Consider the following 19,837-nt stretch of genomic DNA (forward strand, 5'->3'; position numbering starts at 1 on the left):
TCCCTTCACTGGGTGTCGAGCAGGTCGACGTTGCCGTCGAACTGCCACAGCGGATTCGGGGCGTCGCCGGTCGAGGTCCGTGCGAGGAAGTAGCCGTTGACTTCCTTGGGACCGTCGCCGTCGGCCACGAACCGCCCGTCCGAGGTGATGTCGAGCTGGTAGATCGCCGTCCCCGTGACCGCCGTGACGCCGGGGAGGTGCCAGCTGACGACGCAACGCCAGTCGTTGCCCGCGCCCTCCTGGGCGGACCGGCCGTCGCTCTTGGTGCATGCCGCCGTGGCCTTCAGCTGGGCCTCGGTGACGGCGGGCCGGTGCAGCTGCTCGGTCTGCAGCCGGTAGAGGTGGGCGAAGACCGTGGCGAGGGACTTCTGCACCTTGTCCTGCCCGATCCCGGAACCCGTCGACGGCGCCGCCACGGCGACCGCGCCGACGGTGACGGCGGTCAGCGCGGCCAGCGGCAGCACGCCGAGGGTGAGCGCCCGGCGCCCGGAGCCGTCGTAGGCCGGGTTGGTGAAGTCCCGCCGTAGGAACAGCACGTAGGCCAGGACGGTGGCGAGCACCGCCCACGCCAGGCTCACCGCGACGGCGATGAGGAGCGGGGTGAGCTGCGCGGGGCTGGTGAACAGGCCGTTCCAGGAGATGAAGGCGTAGCCGGGCAGGGCCAGGCGGACGGCGACCGGCAGCGGCAGCATCTGGGCGACCGACATCGCGAGCGCGACGATCGGGGGCAGCAGCAGGCCCATCGGGGAGCGGCCGAGGGCGACCGAGCCGAGCAGTCCGATCGCGGCGAGGGAGAGGGTCGGGGCGAGGGCCGCGAGCCAGGCGAGCAGGACCCGGCCGGCCGCGTCGCCGGACGACAGCAGATGCCCGTCGAGACCGACCAGCGGCTGGTCGCCGACCGCCGCCAGACCGCCGAGCGTGCTGGAGGCGGCCAGCCCGGCCACCAGCAGCAGGATGACGGTGAGGCTGGCCAGTGACTTCGCCACGAAGATCCGCGCGGGCGAGCGGACCGCCACCAGCAGGTGGCGCCAGGTGCCGAGCCGGTCCTCGGCGGCGAACACGTCACCGGCGACCACCGACGTCAGCAGCGGCAGCGCCCAGGTACCCGCGAAACCGAGCATCACCAGCGGTCCGGCCCAGCCGGTGGCGTGCATCCAGCGTCCGAAGAGCGTGTCGGCGGGGAGCGTGCTCTGCTGGCTGACCCCCGCGACGAACAGGCCCGGCGCGATCCAGCAGGCGAGCACCAGCAGCCGGATCCGCCACTGCGAGACCAGCTTCACCAGCTCGAAGCGGTAGCCGCGGGACACCGGGACCCGGCGGGCGGCGGTGGGTTCGGCGACGGGCGCGGCGGGCGCGCTGGTCGTGGTCATCGGCCGGACTCCTGGTGCTCGGTGAGGGCGAGGAACGCGGCTTCGAGGGGCGATACGACGGGGGCGAGTTCGCGCACCGCGACGCCCGACCGCACGACCTGTGCGACGAGTTCGTCGAGGGCGGGCACCAGGGCGCGTACGACGAGCGCGTCGGGGTCCTTCCGCAGGCCGGGGCCGGTGTCGTCGACGATCCGGACGCCGGCCAGGTCCGCGGCGAGCCGGCGCGCGGCCTCGGCGTCGGAGGTGCGCAGCCGGTAGTCGAGTTCGCGGTTCTCGGCGGCCAGCTTGGTCAGCGGGCCGGAGAAGACGACGCGGCCGGTGGCGAGGATGGTGACCTCGGAGCACAGCGCCTCCAGGTCGTCCATCCGGTGGCTGGAGAGCACCACGGCGGCGCCGTCGGCGGCGAGCCGGGTGAGGACGCCGTGCACGTGTCTCTTGCCGGCCGGGTCGAGGCCGTTGGACGGCTCGTCGAGGACGAGCAGCCGGGGCCGGGTGAGCAGGGCGGCGGCGAGCCCGAGCCGCTGGCGCATGCCGAGGGAGAAGCCGCGGGCCTTGTCGTCGGCGACGTCGGTGAGCCCGACCTCGGCGAGCACGTCGTCGATTCCGGCCGTCCGCGCGTCCTGGCCGCGGAGTTGGGCCAGCGCGGTCAGGTTCTGCCGGGCGGTGAGCGAGGGGTAGAGACCGGGCGCGTCCACGAAACCGGCGACGCCGTCGGGAGCGGCGAGCGCCCGCTCGACGGGCGTCCCCAGGATCTCCAGCCGGCCGCCGTCGGCCACGGCCAGCCCCAGGAGGAGGCCGAGCAGGGTCGTCTTCCCGGCCCCGTTCGGGCCGACCAGGCCGTGGATCTGACCTCGTGTCACGTCCAGGTCCACGCCGTCCAGTGCGACGACGTCACCGAAGGCCTTGGTGATCCCGCGGGCCCGGACTGCGCGGAGTGTGTCCATGAGTCCCATGCGTCCCTTCTTCCGCAATCCGCAGGGACTTTATGGAGAACACACATCCCAGGCACAGACGCTCGGCTGAACGGCCGTGGAACGGTTCGTCAAGGCAACGGCAAGTCCGGCGGACGGGCATCCGGCTCACGTCCCATACCGGCCAACGGGGGGAGAGAATCCATGCACCACGACGAACACAGAAGGTGAATTGGTGAACAGACCGGCCCCACGCCTCGCCACGATCCTCTACGCGGTCTCCGCGACCTGCGGCGTCGTCGGCGCCTTGCTGTGGGTGCGCGGAAGGACCGGCTCGACGGTCAGGATCTACCGGGACTACCTGGCGGCCGACAGCTACTCGCCGTCCGCCTGGCGGGTCTGGTCACCGGCGGTGCCCGAAGCCCGCCTCGGGCTGTACCTCGTCGCGGCCGCACTGGTGTCGGCCGTGGCCGCGCGCCTGGTCTCGGCCCGACGCGACTGACGAAGCCGCCGACGGACTACCCGGAATGCAGCATCAGCCCGATCCCGACCACCAGCAGCCCGGCGGCCGCGATCCGGGGCGTCCCGAACCGCTCCTCGAAGAAGACCGCTCCGATGGCGGCGCCGACGATGACCGAGGTCACTAGCACGGCCAGGCACTCGTCGGCTCGGACGTTCAGGTGTGCGCGAGTTGGAGCAGGGCGATGCCGACCACCACGGTGGCGCTCGCGGCCAGTCGTCGGCCACCCAGCCGCTCGTGGAAGAACACGGCGCTGAGCAGCGCGGCGATGACGATGCTGGTCTCGCGGAGTGCGGCGACGGACGCCAGGTCGCCGTGGTCCTGCGCCCAAACCACCAGTGCGTACGCGGTAAGTGAGAGCAGCCCACCGGTCAGCCCGCGCATCGGGGCGTCACGCAGCCGGTGTCGCAGTCCGCGCCCGGCCAGCGCAAAGGCACCGGCACAGAAGAGCGTGCCCTGGAGCAGGAAACCCCAGGCTATGTAACCGAAGACGGTGTCCGAGCGTCGTACGCCCGTGCCGTCGACGACCGTGTATGAGGCGATCATGACGCCGGTGCCGAGGGCAGCCATCAGGGCCGGCAGCTGGGTGCGGTCCGGCAAGCCGTCCGCCAGGGCAAGGGTGACCAGTCCGGCGGAAATGACCAGGACACCGGTGAGTGCGCGGGCCGACAGGTCCTGGCCGAGAACGCTCACCGAGACGACGGCGACCAGCATGGGTGCGACGCCGCGCGCCGCCGGGTACATCTGGCCGAAGTCACCGAGCTTGTACGCCTGGAGCAGCAGTGCCTGATAGGCGGTCTGGAGCACGGTCGAGGCCGCGATGAATGGCCAGGCAGCGGAACCGGGGAGCGGGGTGAAGCAGACCCAGACCGCACTGACGCCGACGAAGGCGAGGTTGATCAGGGTGAAGCCGGCGAGCTTGTGTGGCATCGCATGCGCCAGTGCGTTCCACACGGCGTGCAGCACCGCCGCGGCCAACACCACTACAGGCACGGCAGCACCTGCTTGCATGAACGCACCCATGAGTGTCGACCGTTCCCGAAGCTGAAGAAGTAGGGAATCTAATTCCGTATTATGCTAATCGCATGGAACAGGATTCCCCAGTCGGGAGTGCTTCTGCCGACGCACGTGCCGTTGACGTGCAGAATCTCGCTGCCCACGTGCGTGCCCGGCTGCCGCAACTGCGCGACGCGGAGGCCAGGGTCGCTCAGGTCCTGCTCGATCAGGGGCCCGAACTGGTCCGGCTGAGCGTCAGTGACGTCGCCACAATGGCGCACACAGCCGCCTCCTCCGTGGTTCGCGCCTGTCAGCGGCTGGGCTTTCGCGGCTATCAGGAGGTGAAGATCGCGGCGGCTCGGGAGGTGCCCCGGCCCCGGCCCACCACACCGGAAGGTGTCGATGCCACCTCCCGCGCGTTGGCCGACACCGTGCAAGCGGCACGCGAGGTGCTGGACGGGCTGTCCACGACCGTCTCTCCCGACCACCTCCGTACCGCCGCCGAGGCGTTGCACGCCGCAAGCCGGGTCCTGGTCGTCGGTGCGGGTCTGTCCACCGCCGTGGCTACCGACGCGGCCTACCGCCTCAGGGCTCTGGGCTGTGCCGTCGACGCCCCCACCGACCCGCTCACCGCCGAGGTGGCCGCCTCGTTGCTTCCGGCGGACGCCGTCTGCCTGGCCGTCAGCCACACTGGCGCCACCCGTACCACTGTGGACGCCGCCCGACGGGCCCACGCGTGCGGAGCCACGGTCATCTCGCTCACCAGCTATGCCCGTTCACCGCTGACCGAGACCAGCCAGTGCACGCTGCTTGCCGGTGGCCAGGACCTCACCCTCGGCCTCGAAGCCGTTGCAGGCCGCCTCGCTCATCTCGTTGTGGTTGACGCGCTCGCCCTCACCCTGTTGGCCCTCCGCGGTTCGGACGCCCAACAGGCCCTGGCCCGCTCCGCAGAGGTCACGGCGGCTCACGCGTACTGACCTTGCGAATCCGCCACGCTGATGCGTCGGTGCCTCAGCATCCCTGAGCAGCGAAGTTATTACTGCATGAGCAGCACTTGGCTGGGGCGACGCCCAGCGCGGCGACGGACGCGAACCAAGCCCTACGGCTGCGCTCACAGGACGCGCCTGTCGGGTCCCGGCGGCCGTGCTGTCCGCCGGACATGTCGGATGCGGAGTCGGCGATCATCCGGCCGCTGCTGCCGGTGCCGGGCTGGACGCACGGTCGATGCCACGAGGGCTTCGAGCCCGGTCCCGACACCTGCACGACCTCCCGGCCACGCTCCGCCCGGCCGCCGGATCAGCCGATGTAGTAGCCCTCGATGTCCGCGACCGCGTTGACGCTGCCGCTGTTGTTGTAGATGTCGATCGACCCGTTGGAACCGACTGGAACCAGGGCCAGGTTGGCACGGGTGGTGCCGGGGGCGAGGTTGAGGGTGGAGCTGCCGGGCAGGGCTGATCCGTCGGCGTAGGCGAAGAGCCAGGTGCCGATGGTGGGCTTGACGCCGGTCACGTTCACCAGCACCGCCTTCGCTCCGGCCGGGACGCCCCCGGATCCCGTCACCTTGATGCCGATCTTGGACTTGGCGCCGAGTGCGCCCTGCGCCGTGCCGGTGCCGTTGCGGGTATCCAGCACGCGGATCGGCGAGACCGGGAAGTACGGCAAGCCCAGGGCTGCCGGGGAGTCCGACACGTCGGAGACCACATAACCTTCCAGGTCGGCGACCAGGTGGACGCCGCCGTAGCGGTTGTAGAACTGGACCTGCCCACCGCTGACCGGCGCGACGACCAGGTTGGCGCTGGTCTGTCCGGCCGCGAAGTTCAGTACAGAGCTGGTGGGGACACCGCCGGCACTCGGCTCCAGGCCGACCCAGCTGGAGGCGGTGGCATTGGTCTCGGTGACGTTCAGCAGCACCGCGGATGCGTTGGTGTAGCTGCCGCTCGGCAGGGTGAGCGTGACCAGCCCGCCCGGCCCGACCTTGCCCTTGATGGTGCCGGTCCCATTGCGAGTGTCCAGTACCCGGGTCGGGCCGGTCGTCTGGACGAGGCCCGTCCCGCCCAAGGCGACTGCGGCGGTGGTGCTGTAGTAGCCCTCGACGTCACCCAGGAGGTCGACGCTGCCCGAGTGGTTGTACAGATCGATGTAGCCGTTGGCGGAGACCGGCACGGTGATCAGGTTCGGTGTGACCTGACCGGGGACCAGGTTCAGGTTGGAGGCGGTCGGCCGGGCGGTGCCGTCGGGGTAGGCGGTGATCACAGTGCCGGCCGAGGCGTTGACGCCGGTCAGGTTGAGGGTGACCGCGGTGACCCCGGTGGCGGGGACGCCCTTGACGCCCGCGACCTTGAGCCGCAGCACCGCGCCCGGTCCGACCTTCGCCTTGGCGGCACCGGTGCCGTTGCGGGTGTCCAGGATCCTGGTCGGCCCGAAGGGCACGAATGCGCTGCCGACGGTGACCTGTTGGGTGCTCGTGGCGGTGTTCCCGCCGTCGTCCTTGACCGTCAGGGTGGCAGTGTAGGTGCCGGGCTTGGCATAGGTGTGGCCACCGACGCCGCTGGTGCCGAGGTCCGCGGCCGGGGTGCCGTCCCCGTAGTCGACGCTGTAGTCGGCGATGCTCCAGTCGTCGGTGGTCTTGGTGGCGTCCGCCCGGACGGTGAGGCTGCTGTACGGATAGGCCTGACTGAACGACAGGGCAGGCACCAGCGGAGCTACGGCCGCGACGTTGACGTAGGCCTTTTTGCTGCCGGCGACAGAGGCCCCGGCCGCCGTGGTGGCGGTGACCGTGACGGGGTAGGAGCCGATCGCGGCGTAGGCGTGGGTGACGCTGGGGGTGGCGGAGACCACCGGGTCGCTGCCGTCTCCGAAGTTGAAGGTGTAGCTGGTGATCCGGGTCTTCCAGGGGTTGGTCTCGTCCGCCGTGATCGTCTCGGACAGCGGGGCCGGACCCTTGTCGACGGAGACGGCGGGCGCCACCTGGTAGGGGTCCTGGTATTCCGTCGCGCCGCGGTCGTAATAACCGGTGCCAGTGCCGGTGTCGGCCACGAGCGAGTCGTCCACGCGGGGCTTGCCGTTGAAGTCAGTGCTGAGCTCGTCCGGTGCGTCGGCGTCGGCGGAGTCGATGAGCGGGGTGATGTTCAGGCCGGTCCTGTCCAGGGCCACCGCGACGTACAGTTCGTGCTTCCCCTGGCCGGTCGCGGTCTGCAGATCGGCGGCGGTCGCGTAGGTCTGGCCGCCCCAGCTGTAGAGCGCGCCATCGGACTCGGACTCGAAGACGTTGTAGTCATAGGTGGTGCCGCTGGTCGAACCGGAGGACACCACCACCGGCGTGCTGGTGCCGTACGTCGCACAGCCGCCGGAGGTTCCGAGGAAGAAGGCGTTGTTCTCGATCGTCGAACCGGAGGAGGTACCGGTGAGCGCGATCGCGGTGTTGCAGCCGCCGTCGTCGGTGAAGGTGTTGCCCACCACGACGGTGCCGGGCGCACCCGCTGCGTTCACGGGCGTGTTCTTCCCGTAGTAGAACTCGCTGCCGGTGATCACCGTCCCACTCGCCCCCGACGCGATGTCCACGCCGTCTTCGCCTGGCTGGGTTTCGATGTCGTCCCGGCTCAGTGTCAGGGCGTTGCTCTGCCCGTCGATGCTCACCAGCGCGCCCGAATAGGCGCCCCCGACGCGGTCGCCGTCCAGCGTGACCTCGCTGGATCCCTCGACCGCCACGACCGGGGCCCGGACGTTCGTCCCGATGAAGAAACCGTGCACCGCCACGTCGTGCACGTGGTCGAGAGTGAGCGCAGGTCCGGAGCCTGACGGGGGCGTGACGATCTGGATGAGCGCCTTGCTCGTGCCGGTGGTGATGGTGATGGGAGCACTCGCGGTACCCGAGGTCTTCACATCGAGCGGTCCGAAGATCCCCCTGACCACCATGACCGTGTCACCCGGCTGCGCGGCGTCGACGGCAGTCTGCAGCGAGCAGTAGGGCTGGGCCTGCGAGCCCGAGCCGGCTGCGCTGTCGGAGCAGTTCGACGTCGAGAGGTTGTTCACGTACAGCGTATTGCCATCCGCGCGGGCGACGGACGGAGCCAGCGCCAGGCCCGCGCCGAGAAGGCCGACCACGCCCGCGAAAGCTGCGATCGAACGTGGCAACACTGCCCCCCAGTTTTCACATGATATTGCTGGCAATTTTGTCTGGTCGCCCAGAAGTTGACCAGGTTTCAAGAGTATGGAGATCACCAAGACGGCGGTCCGTGCGCCGAGGACCGACCGCCTCTGGTCCTGGCCAAGTACCCGGGGCATGTGGCCTCATCAGCTCCTGACCAGCGGAGTCTTTACCGCATCAGCACGGGTTGACCGACGACTCGCGCAGTGCGGCCACCGGCGCGAGGTCGGCGCGGGTCTGGGCCCACAGGACGAGGCCGTAGGCGAGGACGGAGAGCAGGGCGCCGCAGAGTCCCAGGGCCGCGAAGGGGCGGGCGGCGGTGAGGAGTTCGCCCCGTCCGCGGTACAGGGCGTACGCGGGGATCGCGAGGCCCTGCAGGGACATCAGCCAGGCGATGTAGCCGACGGAGGATCCCGAGGCCCGGACGCCGAGGCCGTCCAGGACGGTGTACGCGGCGATCGTCAGGCCGGTGGCGAGGGCGGCGCCGATCGCCGTCCAGTCGGGGCGGCGGCCGCGCAGCCCCCACAGGGCGACCCCGGTGAGCCCGGCGCAGGACACGGCGATGCCCGCGGCCGCCGTGCCGTCGGGCACTTCGTGCGCGAACACGGCGGCGAACAGGGTGACGAGGAGCGGCGCGGTGCCGCGCGCGATCGGGTACGCCTGCCCGAAGTCGCCGAGCCGGAAGGAGAGCATCAGCAGCGCGAAGTAGGCGACATGGACGACCGCCGAGGCGGCCAGGTACGGCCATGCGCCGGCCGCCGGTGCGGCGGCGAACGGCATCAGGAGCAGCCCGATCAGCACGCCTCCGGCGGCGATCAGCGAGGAGCCGACGAGCTTGTCGGTGATCCGGTGGGCGATGGCGTTCCAACTGGCGTGCGTGACCGCGGCGAGCAGGACGGCCGCGGTGACGGCAGAGTCACGCGGAGGGCTCGCGCACGTCCACGACGGTGGCGCCGGCGTGTGCCACCAGGGCGGCGGGCGCGATCGGGAAGACGGCGTGCGGGTTGCCGGCCGCGGCCCACACCACCTCGTGCCGCAGCAGCGCCCGGTCGGCGAGGACGCGGGTCCGCGTGCGGTGCCCGAAGGGCGGGACGCCGCCGATGGCGTACCCGGTCGCCTCGCGTACGACGTCGGCCTTGGCCCGGGTCACCTTCGCGGCGCCGAGTTCCTTGCGGACCAGTTCCACGTCGACGCGGGAGGCGCCGTCCATCAGCACCAGCACCGGCACCCCGTCGGCCGCGAAGATCAGCGACTTGCAGATCTCGCTCAGCTCGCAGCCGACCGCGGCGGCGGCCTCGGCCGCGGTACGGGTCGCGTCCGGGAACCGCCGGACCCGCGAGGTCAGCTCCCCCAGCCCCAGCTCCTCCAGGGCGGCGGCGAAGCGGGGATGGGCACCGGAGCCCCCGGTGCCGGCGTCAGTGGCGGCTGTCGTCGTCATGGGGGCACGCTAACGGGGCGGGGGAAGGGGCGGCGAGTGGTCAAGTGCGGGGTACACGAGGAAGCCGGTGAGGGCGCCCCGTCCCCACGGACCCTCACCGGCGGTCTGTCACGAGCCGTACGTCAGACGCGTACGAGCTCCCGGTCCTCGTCGTCCGTACCGGTCCCGGCGTCCTTGTCGGACAGGGTGCGCAGGCCCTCGCCCTCGACGTCGACGTTGGGCAGCATCCGGTCCAGCCACTTCGGCAGCCACCAGGCGCGCTTGCCGAGCAGGGCGAGCACCGCCGGGACGATCGCCATGCGGACCACGAACGCGTCGAAGAAGACGGCGATGGCGAGGCCGAAGCCGATCATCTTGATCATGGACTCGCCGGAGGTGATGAAGCCGCTGAAGACGGCCATCATGATGACGGCGGCGGCGGCCACGACCCGCGAGCTGTGCCGGAAGCCGGTCACCACGGCCTGGCCGGGCGTCTCGCCGTGGACATACGCTTCCCGCATCCGGGTCACGAGGAACACCTCGTAGTCCATGGCGAGACCGAAGACCACGCCCACCATGAAGATCGGCATCATCGACATGATCGGGCCGGTCTGCTCGACGCCGAGCAGCCCGCCGAGCCAGCCCCACTGGAAGACCGCGACGACGGCGCCGAGCGCGGCGAGCACGCTGAGCAGGAAGCCGAGGGCCGCCTTCAGCGGGACCAGGATGGAGCGGAAGACCGCGATCAGGAGGAGGAAGGCGAGGCCGACCACCAGCGCCAGGTACGGGACCAGCGCGTCGTTGAGCTTCTGCGAGAAGTCGATGTTCAGCGCGGTGGTGCCGGTGACCAGGATCCGCGCGCCGGTGTCGGCCTTGACGTCGGCGCCCTGGCCGCGGATGGCGTGGACCAGGTCCTCGGTCTGCGCCGAGGAGGGCTTGGAGTCCGGGATCACCGTGATCGTCGCGGTGTCGCCGGCCTTGTTGAACGCCGCCGGGGTCACCGTCACGACGTCCTTCAGGCCCTTGATGTCGTCGGCCACCTTGGCGGCCGCGGCCTTGGGGGCGGCACTGTCCTTGGCGTCGACCACGATCACGAGGGGACCGTTGAAGCCGGGACCGAAGCCCTCCGACAGCAGGTCGTACGCCCGGCGCTGGGTCGTGGACGTGGGCTGCGAGCCGTCGTCGGGCAGGCCCAGTTCGAGCTGGGAGACCGGGAGGGCGACCGCGCCCAGTCCGACCACGCCGAGCAGCAGCACGGCTGCCGGGCGACGGACCACGAAGCTCGCCCAGCGGGTACCGAGGCCGGGCTTGTCCTGCCGGACGGCACGGGTGCGCGTCCGGCGCTTCTCGCCGGCGGCCCTGACCCGCCGGCCCGCGTAGCCGAGCATCGCCGGGATCATGGTCAGCGCGATGAGGACGGCGACCACGACCGTGCCCGCCGCCGCGAGGCCCATCTTCGTCAGCATCGGCACGCCGACGACCGAGAGACCCGCGAGCGCGATCACCACCGTGAGGCCCGCGAAGACCACCGCCGAGCCCGCCGTGCCGACGGCGCGGCCGACCGCCTCCTCGCGGTCGCGGCCCTCGGCCAGCTCACCGCGGTAGCGGGAGACGATGAACAGCGCGTAGTCGATGCCGACCGCGAGTCCGATCATCAGCGCCAGGGTGGACGTGGTGTCCCCGAGGTCGAGCGTCTTGGCGAGGGCGGTGATGGTGGAGACGCCGATGCCGACGCCCATGATCGCCGTCAGCAGCGGCAGTCCGGCGGCGACCAGTGAGCCCAGGGTGATGACGAGGACGACGGCGGCGATGGCGAGGCCGATGGCCTCACCGGCGCCTCCCGCGTCGGGCGAGGCCTGGAGCGCGTCACCGCCGACCTCGACGGTCAGCCCGGCCTTCTGCGCGTCGTGGCCGGCCTGCTCCAGCGCGTCGCGGGTGGAGTCCTTGAGCTCCGTGCCGGAGACGTCGTAGCGCACCGAGGCGTAGGCGACCGTGCCGTCCTTGCTGACGGCGTGCTGCTTGTAGGGGTCGGTGACGGAGGTGACCTCCGCGCCGGCGGCCAGCTCCTTCACGGTCTTCTTGACGGTGGCCTTGTTGAGCTTGTCCGTCATCTTCTCGCCGGCCGGTGCCTTGAAGACGACCCGCGCGGTGGCGCCGTCCGAGCTGGAGCCGGGGAAGCGCTGGTCCAGCAGGTCGAAGGCCTTCTGGGCCTCGGTGCCGGGGATCGAGAAGGAGCTGGAGCCGGCCGCGGGGGCGGAGGCGGCGGCGACGCCGGCGAGGGTCAGCAGCGCCACCCATATGAGGGCGACGTAGTGCCGTCGCCGAAAGGCGAGACGGCCCAGTTTGTAGAGGAACGTGGCCACGAGGGCGTACTCCCGGTCAGGTCGTGGGGTTTTCGGGGCAGGGGTGATCGGCCCGGTGGGTGGCAGGGCTGATCGACCCGACGACGTGAGCGGAGACGTCAGGTGGGCTGGCTGCGGGGAAGGGTCAGCAGGTGGGTGCGCCGAGTGCGGGAAGCACCACGGCGTCGATGTACGACAGCAGGAAGGCCTGGGTGGGCGGCTGCTCGTCGATCAGCGAACGGGCGGCGAATCCACCGATCATCATGTGCATCACGAAGTCGATCGCAGGGTTGTCCGCACGGACCTCGCCCCGGTCGATCGCCCGTTGCAGCACCTGGCGGAACTGGGCCATCTCGGGCTCGATCAGATGCTCCTTGAACGCCTGCAGGAGGTCCGGGTTGCCGTGGACCGCCATGGCGAGCCCGCGCATCAGCGCGGAGTTCTGCTCCATCTCGCAGTCGTCCGAGCGCAGCGTGAGGCCGTGCAGATCGCCCCGGAGCGAACCGGTGTCGACCTCGCCGAGTGCGCCCCCCGGCTTGTGGTACCGGACCGCCTTCGCCACCAGCTCGGCCTTCCCGCCCCACTGGCGGTAGAGGGTGGCCTTGCTGGACTTGGTGCGGGCGGCGACGGCGTCCATGGTGAGGGCGTCGTAACCGACCTCACGGAGCAGGTCGAGCACGGCCCCGTACAGCTCGGCCTCGCGCTCGGGCGTGATCCGACTGCGACGCGCCGTTGCGACCTCAGTCATGCCACTCACCCTCCACTGCTCCGTCGTCACCTTCGTGCTTGCATCTCGAAGATACCCTGGGATCTACAGAAACGAAACCGTTTCGTACGTGTGCTGTCTCACGTGGCTGAGAAATCCATGAGTTCCCACGAGTTGCTGGCCCTCCGCACCCGGAAAAGCATGGGGAGGTGAGCTATCTGCGCCTGCCGCATCTCAGCGGCGACCTGTTGTGCTTCGTGGCCGAGGACGACCTCTGGCTGACCTCGCTCGACGCCCCGGGCCGCGCCTGGCGGCTCACCGTCGACCGCACCAAGACCGGGCACCCGCGCTTCTCGCCGGACGGTCGCCGCATCGCGTACACGAGCTGGCGCAGCCTGGTGCCCGAGATCCACCTGGTCGACGTCGACGGCGGCCCCGGCCGGCAGCTGACCTACTGGGGCAGCGCCGACACCCAGGTGTGCGGCTGGACGCCCCCCGACCGGGACGGCACGGCCGACATCCTGGCGGTCGCCTCGCACGGGCAGCCCTTCTCCTATTTCACCTGGGCCTACAAGGTCTCCCCCGACGGCGACCCGGGCCGCAAGCTGCCCTGGGGGCCGGTCGCCGACATCCAGGTCGCCGACATCGCCGACGAGCGCAGGACCCTCCTGCTCACCGGCACCCCGCCGCACGAACCGGCCGGCTGGAAGCGCTACCGGGGCGGCGCCATGGGCCGGCTGTGGCTGCACGGGCAGCGGCTGCTCGCCGGCATCGGCGGCCATCTGCACTCCCCGATGTTCGTCGGCGGCCGGATCGCCTTCCTCTCCGACCACGAGGGCGTCGGCAACCTCTACTCCTGCGCCTACGACGGCTCCGACCTGCGCCTGCACACCGACCACGACGCCTTCTACGCCCGGCACGCCTCCAGCGACGGCACACGCGTGGTGTACCAGTGCGCGGGCGATCTCTGGCTCGTCGACGACCTCGGCGCGGACTCGGCACCGCGCAGGCTCGACGTGCGCCTCTCCGGGCCCCGGGCCGGGCGCCGCCCCTACCAGGTGCCGGCCGCCCAGCACGTCGACGGCGTCTCCGTCGACGAGACGGGACGGGCCAGCGCCGTCGTGGTACGCGGCAGCCTGTACTGGCTCACCCACCGCGACGGCCCGGCCCGCACCATCGCCGACACCCCCGGGGTACGGGTACGGCTCCCGGAGATGCTCGGCTCGACCGGGCAGATCGCCTACGTCACCGACGCCGGTGGCGAGGACGCCGTCGAGATCGCCCACCTGCCCCGGGCGACCGGCGCCCGCCCACCGCGCCGGCTGGCCTGCGGGAAGCTCGGCCGGGTGCTCGAACTGGTCTCGGACCCGCTGGGCGAACGGCTGGCGGTGGCCGCACACGACGGCCGCCTGCTGCTCATCGACCTGACCGAGCAGCCTGTTGACGACATTGACCAGGTTGATGCCGACGAACCCGCCGACATTGACTCTGTTGACGGTGCCGGCTCCGACGACGTGGTCACCGAGTTGATCCAGTCGGTCAACGGACCGGCCCGCGATCTGGCCTTCTCACCGGACGGGTCATGGTTGACCTGGTCGCATCCGGGTATCGGCCGTTCGCTGCGGCAGATCAAGATGGCCCGCATCAGCGACCGGCTCGTCATCGACGTCACCAACGGCCGCTTCGAGGACGAGAACCCGGTCTTCACCCGCGACGGCCGCTACCTCGCGTTCCTGTCCTGGCGCGGCTTCGACCCGGTGTACGACGTGCACACCGGCGACCTGTCGTTCCCGCTCGGCTGCCGCCCCTACCTGGTCCCGCTCTCCTCGGCGACCCCCTCCCCGTTCGCGCTCAACCCGGACGGGCGGCCGGCCGCCGGGGGCCTGGACCCGGTCGAGGACGAGGAGCCCGGCGAGGGCGGCGCGGTGACGGTCGAGGTCGAGGGGCTGGAGAGCCGCGTGACCCCGTTCCCGGTCACCGCCTCCAAGTACTCGGCGCTGTACCCGGTCGCGGGCGGCGGCCTGGTCTGGCTGCGCTGGCCGATCTCGGGCGCACTGGGCGAGACCTTCGTCAACCCGGCCGACACCAGCGGGCGGCCGACCCTGGAGTACTTCAACATCAGCAAGGCGAAGAAGTCCGAACTCGTGGACCACCTCGACTGGTTCACGGTCAGCGGCGACGGCAGCCGGCTGGTCGTGGTCGACGAGGGCGAGCTGCGGGCCGTGCCGTCGGCCGAGTCCGGCGACGGCGACACGACCGTCTGGATCGACCTGCGCCGCATCCTGCACGAGGTGGACCCGCCCGCCGAGTGGCGCCAGTCGTACGCCGAGGCCGGCCGCCTCATCCGGGACTACTTCTGGGACCCGGGGATGTGCGGCATCGACTGGAACGGGGTGCTCGACCAGTACCGCCCACTGCTCGAACGGGTCGCCTCCCCCGACGACTTCGCGGACCTCCTCCGCGAGGTCCTCGGCGAGCTGGGCACCTCGCACGCCTACGTCACCCCGGCCCGCCGCAACGAGGGCCCGCCGCACTACCAGCGCTTCCAGGGCCTGCTCGGCGCCAACCTCGTGCGCCGGGACGCCGGCTGGACGGTCAAGCGGATCCTGCCCGGCGACTCCTCCGACTCCAAGGCGCGTTCCCCGCTCGCCGGCACCGGCATCCGGGAGGGCGCGGTCCTCACCCACATCGACGGCAGACCGGTGGACCCGGTGACGGGGCCGTTCCCGCTGCTCGCGGGGGCGGGGGCCACGACGGTGGAGCTGACGTTCGTCCCGGGCGAGGGCGAGTCGGGGCCGCCGCGCAGGGTCGCCGTCCTCCCGCTGATCGACGAACGGCCGCTGCGCTACCAGGACTGGGTGGCCAAACGCCGTGAGGTGGTGCGGGAGATGAGCGGCGGCAAGTGCGGCTACCTGCACATCCCGGACATGGGCGGCTCGGGCTGGGCCCAGTTCAACCGCGACCTGCGGATGGAGGTCTCCCGGCCGGCGCTCATCGTCGACGTGCGCGGCAACGCGGGCGGCCACATCAGCGAACTCGTCGTGGAAAAACTCACCCGGACCATCCTCGGCTGGGACCTGACGAGGAACGCCCAGCCGGTGTCGTACGCCTCCAACGCCCCGCGCGGCCCGATCGTCGCGCTCACCGACGAGGCCACCTCCTCCGACGGCGACATGATCACGGCCGCGATCAAGCTGCTCAAGCTCGGCCCGGTCGTCGGGCAGCGCACCTGGGGCGGGGTGGTCGGCATGACCGGCCGGCACCAGCTGGGCGACGGCACGGTGATCACGGTGCCGATGAACGCTGCCTGGTTCGAGGACTACGGCTGGTCCGTCGAGAACCACGGCGTCGCCCCCGACCTGGAGGTCCTGCGCACCCCCCTGGACTGGGCGGAGGGCCGCCACGTCGAGATGGACGACGCCATCCAACTGGCCCTCGACCTCCTGACCGACCACCCGGCAGCCGTCCCCCCCGACTACAGCGAAGCCCCGAACAGGTCCCGCCCGAAACTTCCCCCACGCTCTTCTTGAGACGCCGGGGAGCGTCCCCACCCAAGGGGCGCGGGGAACTGCGCGGCCAGCCCCCACACACCCGCACCCGCCACCCCACCCCACCCCACCCCCTCCCCCTGGGCGCAAAAAACGCAGGGCACCCTTCAAAAGAGGGCGCCCCACGCCAATTCGGCCGAGCCAAGTGCAACGACTACGCGTCGTAGTCCTGGTCGAACCGGTCCTGCATCTCCTGCTCGGTGTCGTCCAGGTTCTGACGACCGCGCTCAGTCGCCTGCCGGCCGCGCTCCTGCGCCTGCTGGCCCCGCTGCTGAGCCTGCTGGGCGGTCTGCTGGCCCCGCTGCTGAGCCTGCTGACCGCGCTGCTGCGCCTGCTGCTGGCCTTCGTGCATCTTCTGCTTGGCCTGTCCCTGCATCTTGCCGGCCTTGTCCTTCATACCCATGTGGGTTCACTCCCGTGGAGGGTGAGGGGAATCGGCCCTCAGTGGGGCCTCGACCAGATTCACACGGGCCGACTACGCGCGCATTTCGATCAGTTACGGTGCGTAGCGCGCGCCTCCTCGTCGGCCGCCCCACCTGCACCGACGAGGCCCGTACGGATGCCCTGCAACCGGGGCGCGAACCGCTTCATCTCCCGCTGCCCGACCGTGCCGATCAGCGCCGGCAGGTACCCGCGCACACCCTGCATGCCCCGCAGCCACCACTGCCCGTACACGTGCGCCGAGCGCCGCTCGATGCCCGCCACGATCCGGTCCACGGCCGGGCCCAGCGGGTACGTCTTGTTCGCCGGCCACGGCAGCCGCTGCCGCAACTCCCGCATCACCTCGTCCTGGTCGGCGCCGCGCACCATGTCGGTGTCCGTCCAGGACAGGTACCCGACCCCGACCCGCACGCCCTGGTGGCCGACCTCGGCGCGCAGGCTGTGCGCGTACGCCTCCACGCCCGCCTTGGACGCGCAGTACGCCGTCATCATCGGCGCCGGCGTGATCGCGGCCAGCGACGCGATCTGGAGCAGATAGCCGCGGCTCTCCGTGAGCACCGGCAGGAACGCGCGCGCCGTCACCGCCGAGCCGACCAGGTTGACCTCGATCACCCGCCGCCAGGCCACCGGGTCCGAGTCGGCGAACGGACCGCCGTTCGCCACCCCGGCGTTGGCCACCACGACGTCGACCTTCCCGAACCGCGCCTTGACCTCCCGCGCGACCCGGCTCATCGCCTCGTGGTCGGTGACGTCGGCGTACCAGTACGCGCTGTCGCCGTGCAGCCTGCCGGAGACCTCCTTGAGCGCCTCCTCCTCCAGCCCGACCAGCGCGACCGTCGCCCCGCGCGCGGAGAGCTTGCGGGCGAGCAACTCGCCGACCCCGCGCGCCGCTCCGGTGACGACGGCGACCTGTCCTTCGAGACCGACCCTGCTCATGAGCTCTCCTTGATCCGCTCGGGCCCGTCGGCGCCGGCTTCCTCAGGGGCGCCGGTCACGTACGCGGTGACCAGCTCCCGGATCTTTCCGTTGACCAGCTCCGGAGCCTCGACCGGAGTCATGTGACCCATGCCCGGCAGTTCGGTGAGGCCGAGCGGGTGCGGCAGCGCGGCGGCCAGCGCGCGGGCGTGCACCGGGGGTGTGAGCCGGTCGGCCGTGCCGGTGACGATGGCGGTGGGTACGCGCAACTCCCTTATGCCGTGGTCGAGATCGAGCCCGGCGAGGACACGCGCCCAGGCATGGCGCACGGCGCGCGGGCAGGCGTGCACGATCCGCGCGCACGCCTCGACCATGTGCGGGGCGCAACCCGGGCCCATGGTCGCGTACTTGAGGATGCGCCGCGCGAGGGGCGTGACGGGTCCGAGCGGGGCGCGCGAGGCCAGGACCCGCGCCGTCAGCCAGGTGCGCAGGCCGCCGGCGCGCAACGGCAGGACGAGCGCCTCCGCGACCAGCCGCGAACTGCCGGTGCTGCACAGCAGGACGGCGGCGGCGTGCTCGCGGAAACGGGGACGCGCGGCGGCCGCCATCACGGTCATGCCGCCCATGGAATGGCCGACGATCACGGCCCGCTCCCCGCGGGCGAGGGTCTGTGCGAGCACCGCCTCGAGGTCGTCCGCCAGTGCCTCGGTGGTGCACGCGGGGCTCGCGGGACTGCGCCCGTGCCCCCTCTGGTCGTACACGATGACCCGGTGGTCGAGGGCCAGTTCGCGCGTCTGCGCGGCCCAGAAGGCGGTCGAGCAGGTCCAGCCGTGGGCGAGGACGACGGGGGGCGCGTCCTCGGAGCCGTGCACCTCGACGTGCAGGCGGGCGCCGTCCGCGGAGACGACGGTGAGTTCGCGGGCAGGGACCGGCGGCGCGTACGGCCCGGTGGTCACATGGGTGAGCCGGCTCACGCGCCCACCTCCGCACCGGCCATGTCACTGCCGCTGCCGCTGCCGCTCGGCAGGGGCGGGCGGATCACGTCGTACTCCGCGAGGTCCACCCGCTGGGTCGCGCGCCGGAACTCCGTGGTCGTACCTGGCCAGATGGTGGTGTTGCGGCCGCTCGCGTCGAGGTACCAGCTGGTGCAGCCGCCGGTGTTCCAGACGGTCCGCTTCATGCGCTCCTGGACCTTGTGGTTCCAGGCGGCCACGGCACCGGGGCGCGCGTCCAGGGCCGCACGCCCGCCGAGGACGTGGAGCTGGCGCAGGTAGTCGGCCATGTAGTTCAGCTGGGACTCGATCATGAGGATCATGGAGGAGTTCCCGAGGCCGGTGTTGGGCCCGATGATCGTCATCCAGTTGGGGAACCCGGCGGCCGAGGCACCGCGCAGCGCCTCCATGCCGCCCTTCCAGGTCTCCGCGAGGGTCCGTCCGTCGGCGCCGACGACCCGCTCGGCGATGGGCATGTCGGTGACGTGGAAGCCGGTGCCGAAGACGATCGCGTCGACCTCGGCGCTGCTGCCGTCGGCGGCGACCGCCGTCGAGCCGCGGATCTCACTGAGCCCGCTCGCCACCACGTCCACGTTCGGCCTGGCCAGCGCCGGATAGTAGGTGCTGGAGAGCAGGATCCGCTTGCAGCCGATGCGGTAGTCGGGGGTGAGCTTGGCGCGCAGCGCCGGGTCCTTGATCGCGCGGGCCATGTTGCGCTTGGCGAGGCTCTCGACCAGGCCGAGTTCGTCGGGGCGCTTCGTGAACGCCTGGACCTGGAGTTCCCGGATGCCCCACAGGAGTCCGCGCCGGGCCTGGGTGGTGAAGGGCAGCGCCCGGTGCAGCCGGCGCTCGGCGGCGCTGATGGCCCGGTCGACGCGCGGCATCACCCACGGCGGGGTGCGCTGGAAGAGGGTGAGGTGGGCGACCTCGGGCTGGACGGCGGGCACGATCTGGATCGCGGAGGCGCCGGTGCCGACCATGGCGACCCGCTTGCCGCGCAGGTCGTAGTCGTGGTCCCAGCGGGCCGAGTGGAAGACCTTGCCCGGGAACGAGTCCAGCCCCGGGATCTCGGGGACCTTGGGATCGGACAGCGGCCCGGTGGCGGAGACGACCACGTCGGCGGAGAAGGTCCCGGCGGCGGTCTCGATCTCCCAGCGCAGCGCCTCCGCGTCCCACGCCATCCGCTTGACCTCGGCGTCGAAGCGCAGGTGGGGCCGGAGCCCGAACACGTCGGTGACGTGCTCCAGGTAGGCGCGGATGTGCTCCTGCCCGGAGAAGGTGCGCGGCCAGTCGGGGTTGGGCGCGAAGGAGAAGGAGTACAGGTGGGAGGGCACGTCGCAGGCGCACCCCGGATAGCTGTTGTCCCGCCAGGTACCGCCGACGCTGCCGGCCCGTTCCAGGACGACGAAGTCGGTGATCCCCTCCCTGCGCAACCGCACGGCCGCGCCCAGCCCGCCGAACCCGGACCCGATCACCGCCACCCGTACATGCTCGTGCTGGGCCATCCCGGAGCCTCCACACCTCGCCCGTGA

Annotated in this window: 16 protein-coding genes; 3 read left to right on the forward strand and 13 right to left on the reverse strand. The window is 71.3% G+C overall.

Annotated features, from left to right (window positions below):
• Positions 1-5 precede the first annotated feature (5 nt).
• Positions 6-1,370 (reverse strand): ABC transporter permease, encoded by a 1,365-nt coding sequence (locus JF597_RS22275; protein WP_293997438.1) that lies wholly within the window; start codon positions 1,368-1,370, stop codon positions 6-8.
• Positions 1,367-2,314 carry an ABC transporter ATP-binding protein gene (locus JF597_RS22280; protein WP_293997709.1) on the reverse strand — a complete coding sequence of 316 codons (948 nt, stop codon included), beginning with the start codon at positions 2,312-2,314 and terminating at the stop codon, positions 1,367-1,369. The genes JF597_RS22275 and JF597_RS22280 overlap by 4 nt, the downstream gene beginning before the upstream one ends.
• A 202-nt stretch (positions 2,315-2,516) precedes the next feature.
• On the opposite strand from JF597_RS22280, the gene JF597_RS22285 reads away from it, so the two are divergent.
• On the forward strand, positions 2,517-2,783 hold the full coding sequence (locus JF597_RS22285) for a hypothetical protein (RefSeq protein WP_293997440.1): 267 nt from the start codon (positions 2,517-2,519) through the stop codon (positions 2,781-2,783).
• Positions 2,784-2,799: 16 nt separating this feature from the next.
• Here JF597_RS22285 and JF597_RS22290 read toward each other — a convergent pair whose 3' ends face one another.
• Positions 2,800-2,931 carry a hypothetical protein gene (locus tag JF597_RS22290; protein ID WP_293997442.1) on the reverse strand — a complete coding sequence of 44 codons (132 nt, stop codon included), beginning with the start codon at positions 2,929-2,931 and terminating at the stop codon, positions 2,800-2,802.
• A 26-nt stretch (positions 2,932-2,957) separates the two neighbouring features.
• Positions 2,958-3,812: an EamA family transporter gene (locus JF597_RS22295; RefSeq protein ID WP_293997444.1), complete on the reverse strand. Its 855-nt coding sequence runs from the start codon at positions 3,810-3,812 to the stop codon at positions 2,958-2,960.
• 128 nt (positions 3,813-3,940) lie between these two features.
• Here JF597_RS22295 and JF597_RS22300 point away from each other — a divergent pair, with 128 nt between their 5' ends.
• On the forward strand, positions 3,941-4,774 hold the full coding sequence (locus JF597_RS22300) for a MurR/RpiR family transcriptional regulator (protein ID WP_293997445.1): 834 nt from the start codon (positions 3,941-3,943) through the stop codon (positions 4,772-4,774).
• Between the two features lie 319 nt (positions 4,775-5,093).
• Here JF597_RS22300 and JF597_RS22305 read toward each other — a convergent pair whose 3' ends face one another.
• The 5 genes from JF597_RS22305 to JF597_RS22325 all read right to left on the reverse strand — a co-directional run bounded on the left by JF597_RS22305 (position 5,094) and on the right by JF597_RS22325 (position 12,451).
• Entirely contained in the window at positions 5,094-7,901 is a 2,808-nt protein-coding gene (locus tag JF597_RS22305; protein ID WP_293997446.1) for a PKD domain-containing protein, read from the reverse strand.
• Positions 7,902-8,121: 220 nt separating this feature from the next.
• Positions 8,122-8,838 (reverse strand): DMT family transporter, encoded by a 717-nt coding sequence (locus JF597_RS22310; protein WP_293997711.1) that lies wholly within the window; start codon positions 8,836-8,838, stop codon positions 8,122-8,124.
• 22 nt (positions 8,839-8,860) lie between these two features.
• Positions 8,861-9,382: a YbaK/EbsC family protein gene (locus JF597_RS22315; RefSeq protein ID WP_293997448.1), complete on the reverse strand. Its 522-nt coding sequence runs from the start codon at positions 9,380-9,382 to the stop codon at positions 8,861-8,863.
• A 122-nt stretch (positions 9,383-9,504) separates the two neighbouring features.
• Positions 9,505-11,724 carry an MMPL family transporter gene (locus JF597_RS22320; RefSeq protein WP_293997450.1) on the reverse strand — a complete coding sequence of 740 codons (2,220 nt, stop codon included), beginning with the start codon at positions 11,722-11,724 and terminating at the stop codon, positions 9,505-9,507.
• A 124-nt stretch (positions 11,725-11,848) separates the two neighbouring features.
• Complete coding sequence (locus JF597_RS22325; protein ID WP_293997452.1) at positions 11,849-12,451, reverse strand: TetR/AcrR family transcriptional regulator; 603 nt, start codon at positions 12,449-12,451, stop codon at positions 11,849-11,851.
• 167 nt (positions 12,452-12,618) lie between these two features.
• On the opposite strand from JF597_RS22325, the gene JF597_RS22330 reads away from it, so the two are divergent.
• Positions 12,619-15,939, forward strand: coding sequence for a S41 family peptidase (locus JF597_RS22330; RefSeq protein ID WP_293997454.1), 3,321 nt, complete (start codon positions 12,619-12,621; stop codon positions 15,937-15,939).
• 172 nt (positions 15,940-16,111) lie between these two features.
• On the opposite strand, the gene JF597_RS22335 is transcribed toward JF597_RS22330, so the two are convergent.
• The 4 genes from JF597_RS22335 to JF597_RS22350 form a co-directional block, all read right to left on the reverse strand.
• A complete protein-coding gene (locus tag JF597_RS22335; RefSeq protein ID WP_293997456.1) occupies positions 16,112-16,360 on the reverse strand; it encodes a hypothetical protein in 249 nt (82 codons plus the stop codon).
• A gap of 89 nt (positions 16,361-16,449) precedes the next feature.
• Entirely contained in the window at positions 16,450-17,334 is an 885-nt protein-coding gene (locus JF597_RS22340) for an SDR family oxidoreductase (protein WP_293997458.1), read from the reverse strand.
• Positions 17,331-18,287, reverse strand: a complete 957-nt coding sequence (locus tag JF597_RS22345) for an alpha/beta hydrolase (RefSeq protein ID WP_293997460.1) — start codon at positions 18,285-18,287, stop codon at positions 17,331-17,333. Before JF597_RS22345 ends, JF597_RS22340 begins: the two co-directional genes overlap by 4 nt.
• Positions 18,284-19,810, reverse strand: coding sequence for an NAD(P)/FAD-dependent oxidoreductase (locus JF597_RS22350; protein ID WP_293997462.1), 1,527 nt, complete (start codon positions 19,808-19,810; stop codon positions 18,284-18,286). Before JF597_RS22350 ends, JF597_RS22345 begins: the two co-directional genes overlap by 4 nt.
• Between the last annotated feature and the right edge of the window lie 27 nt (positions 19,811-19,837).

Source organism: Streptomyces sp. (genome assembly GCF_019510245.1).
GTDB lineage: Bacteria > Actinomycetota > Actinomycetes > Streptomycetales > Streptomycetaceae > Streptomyces.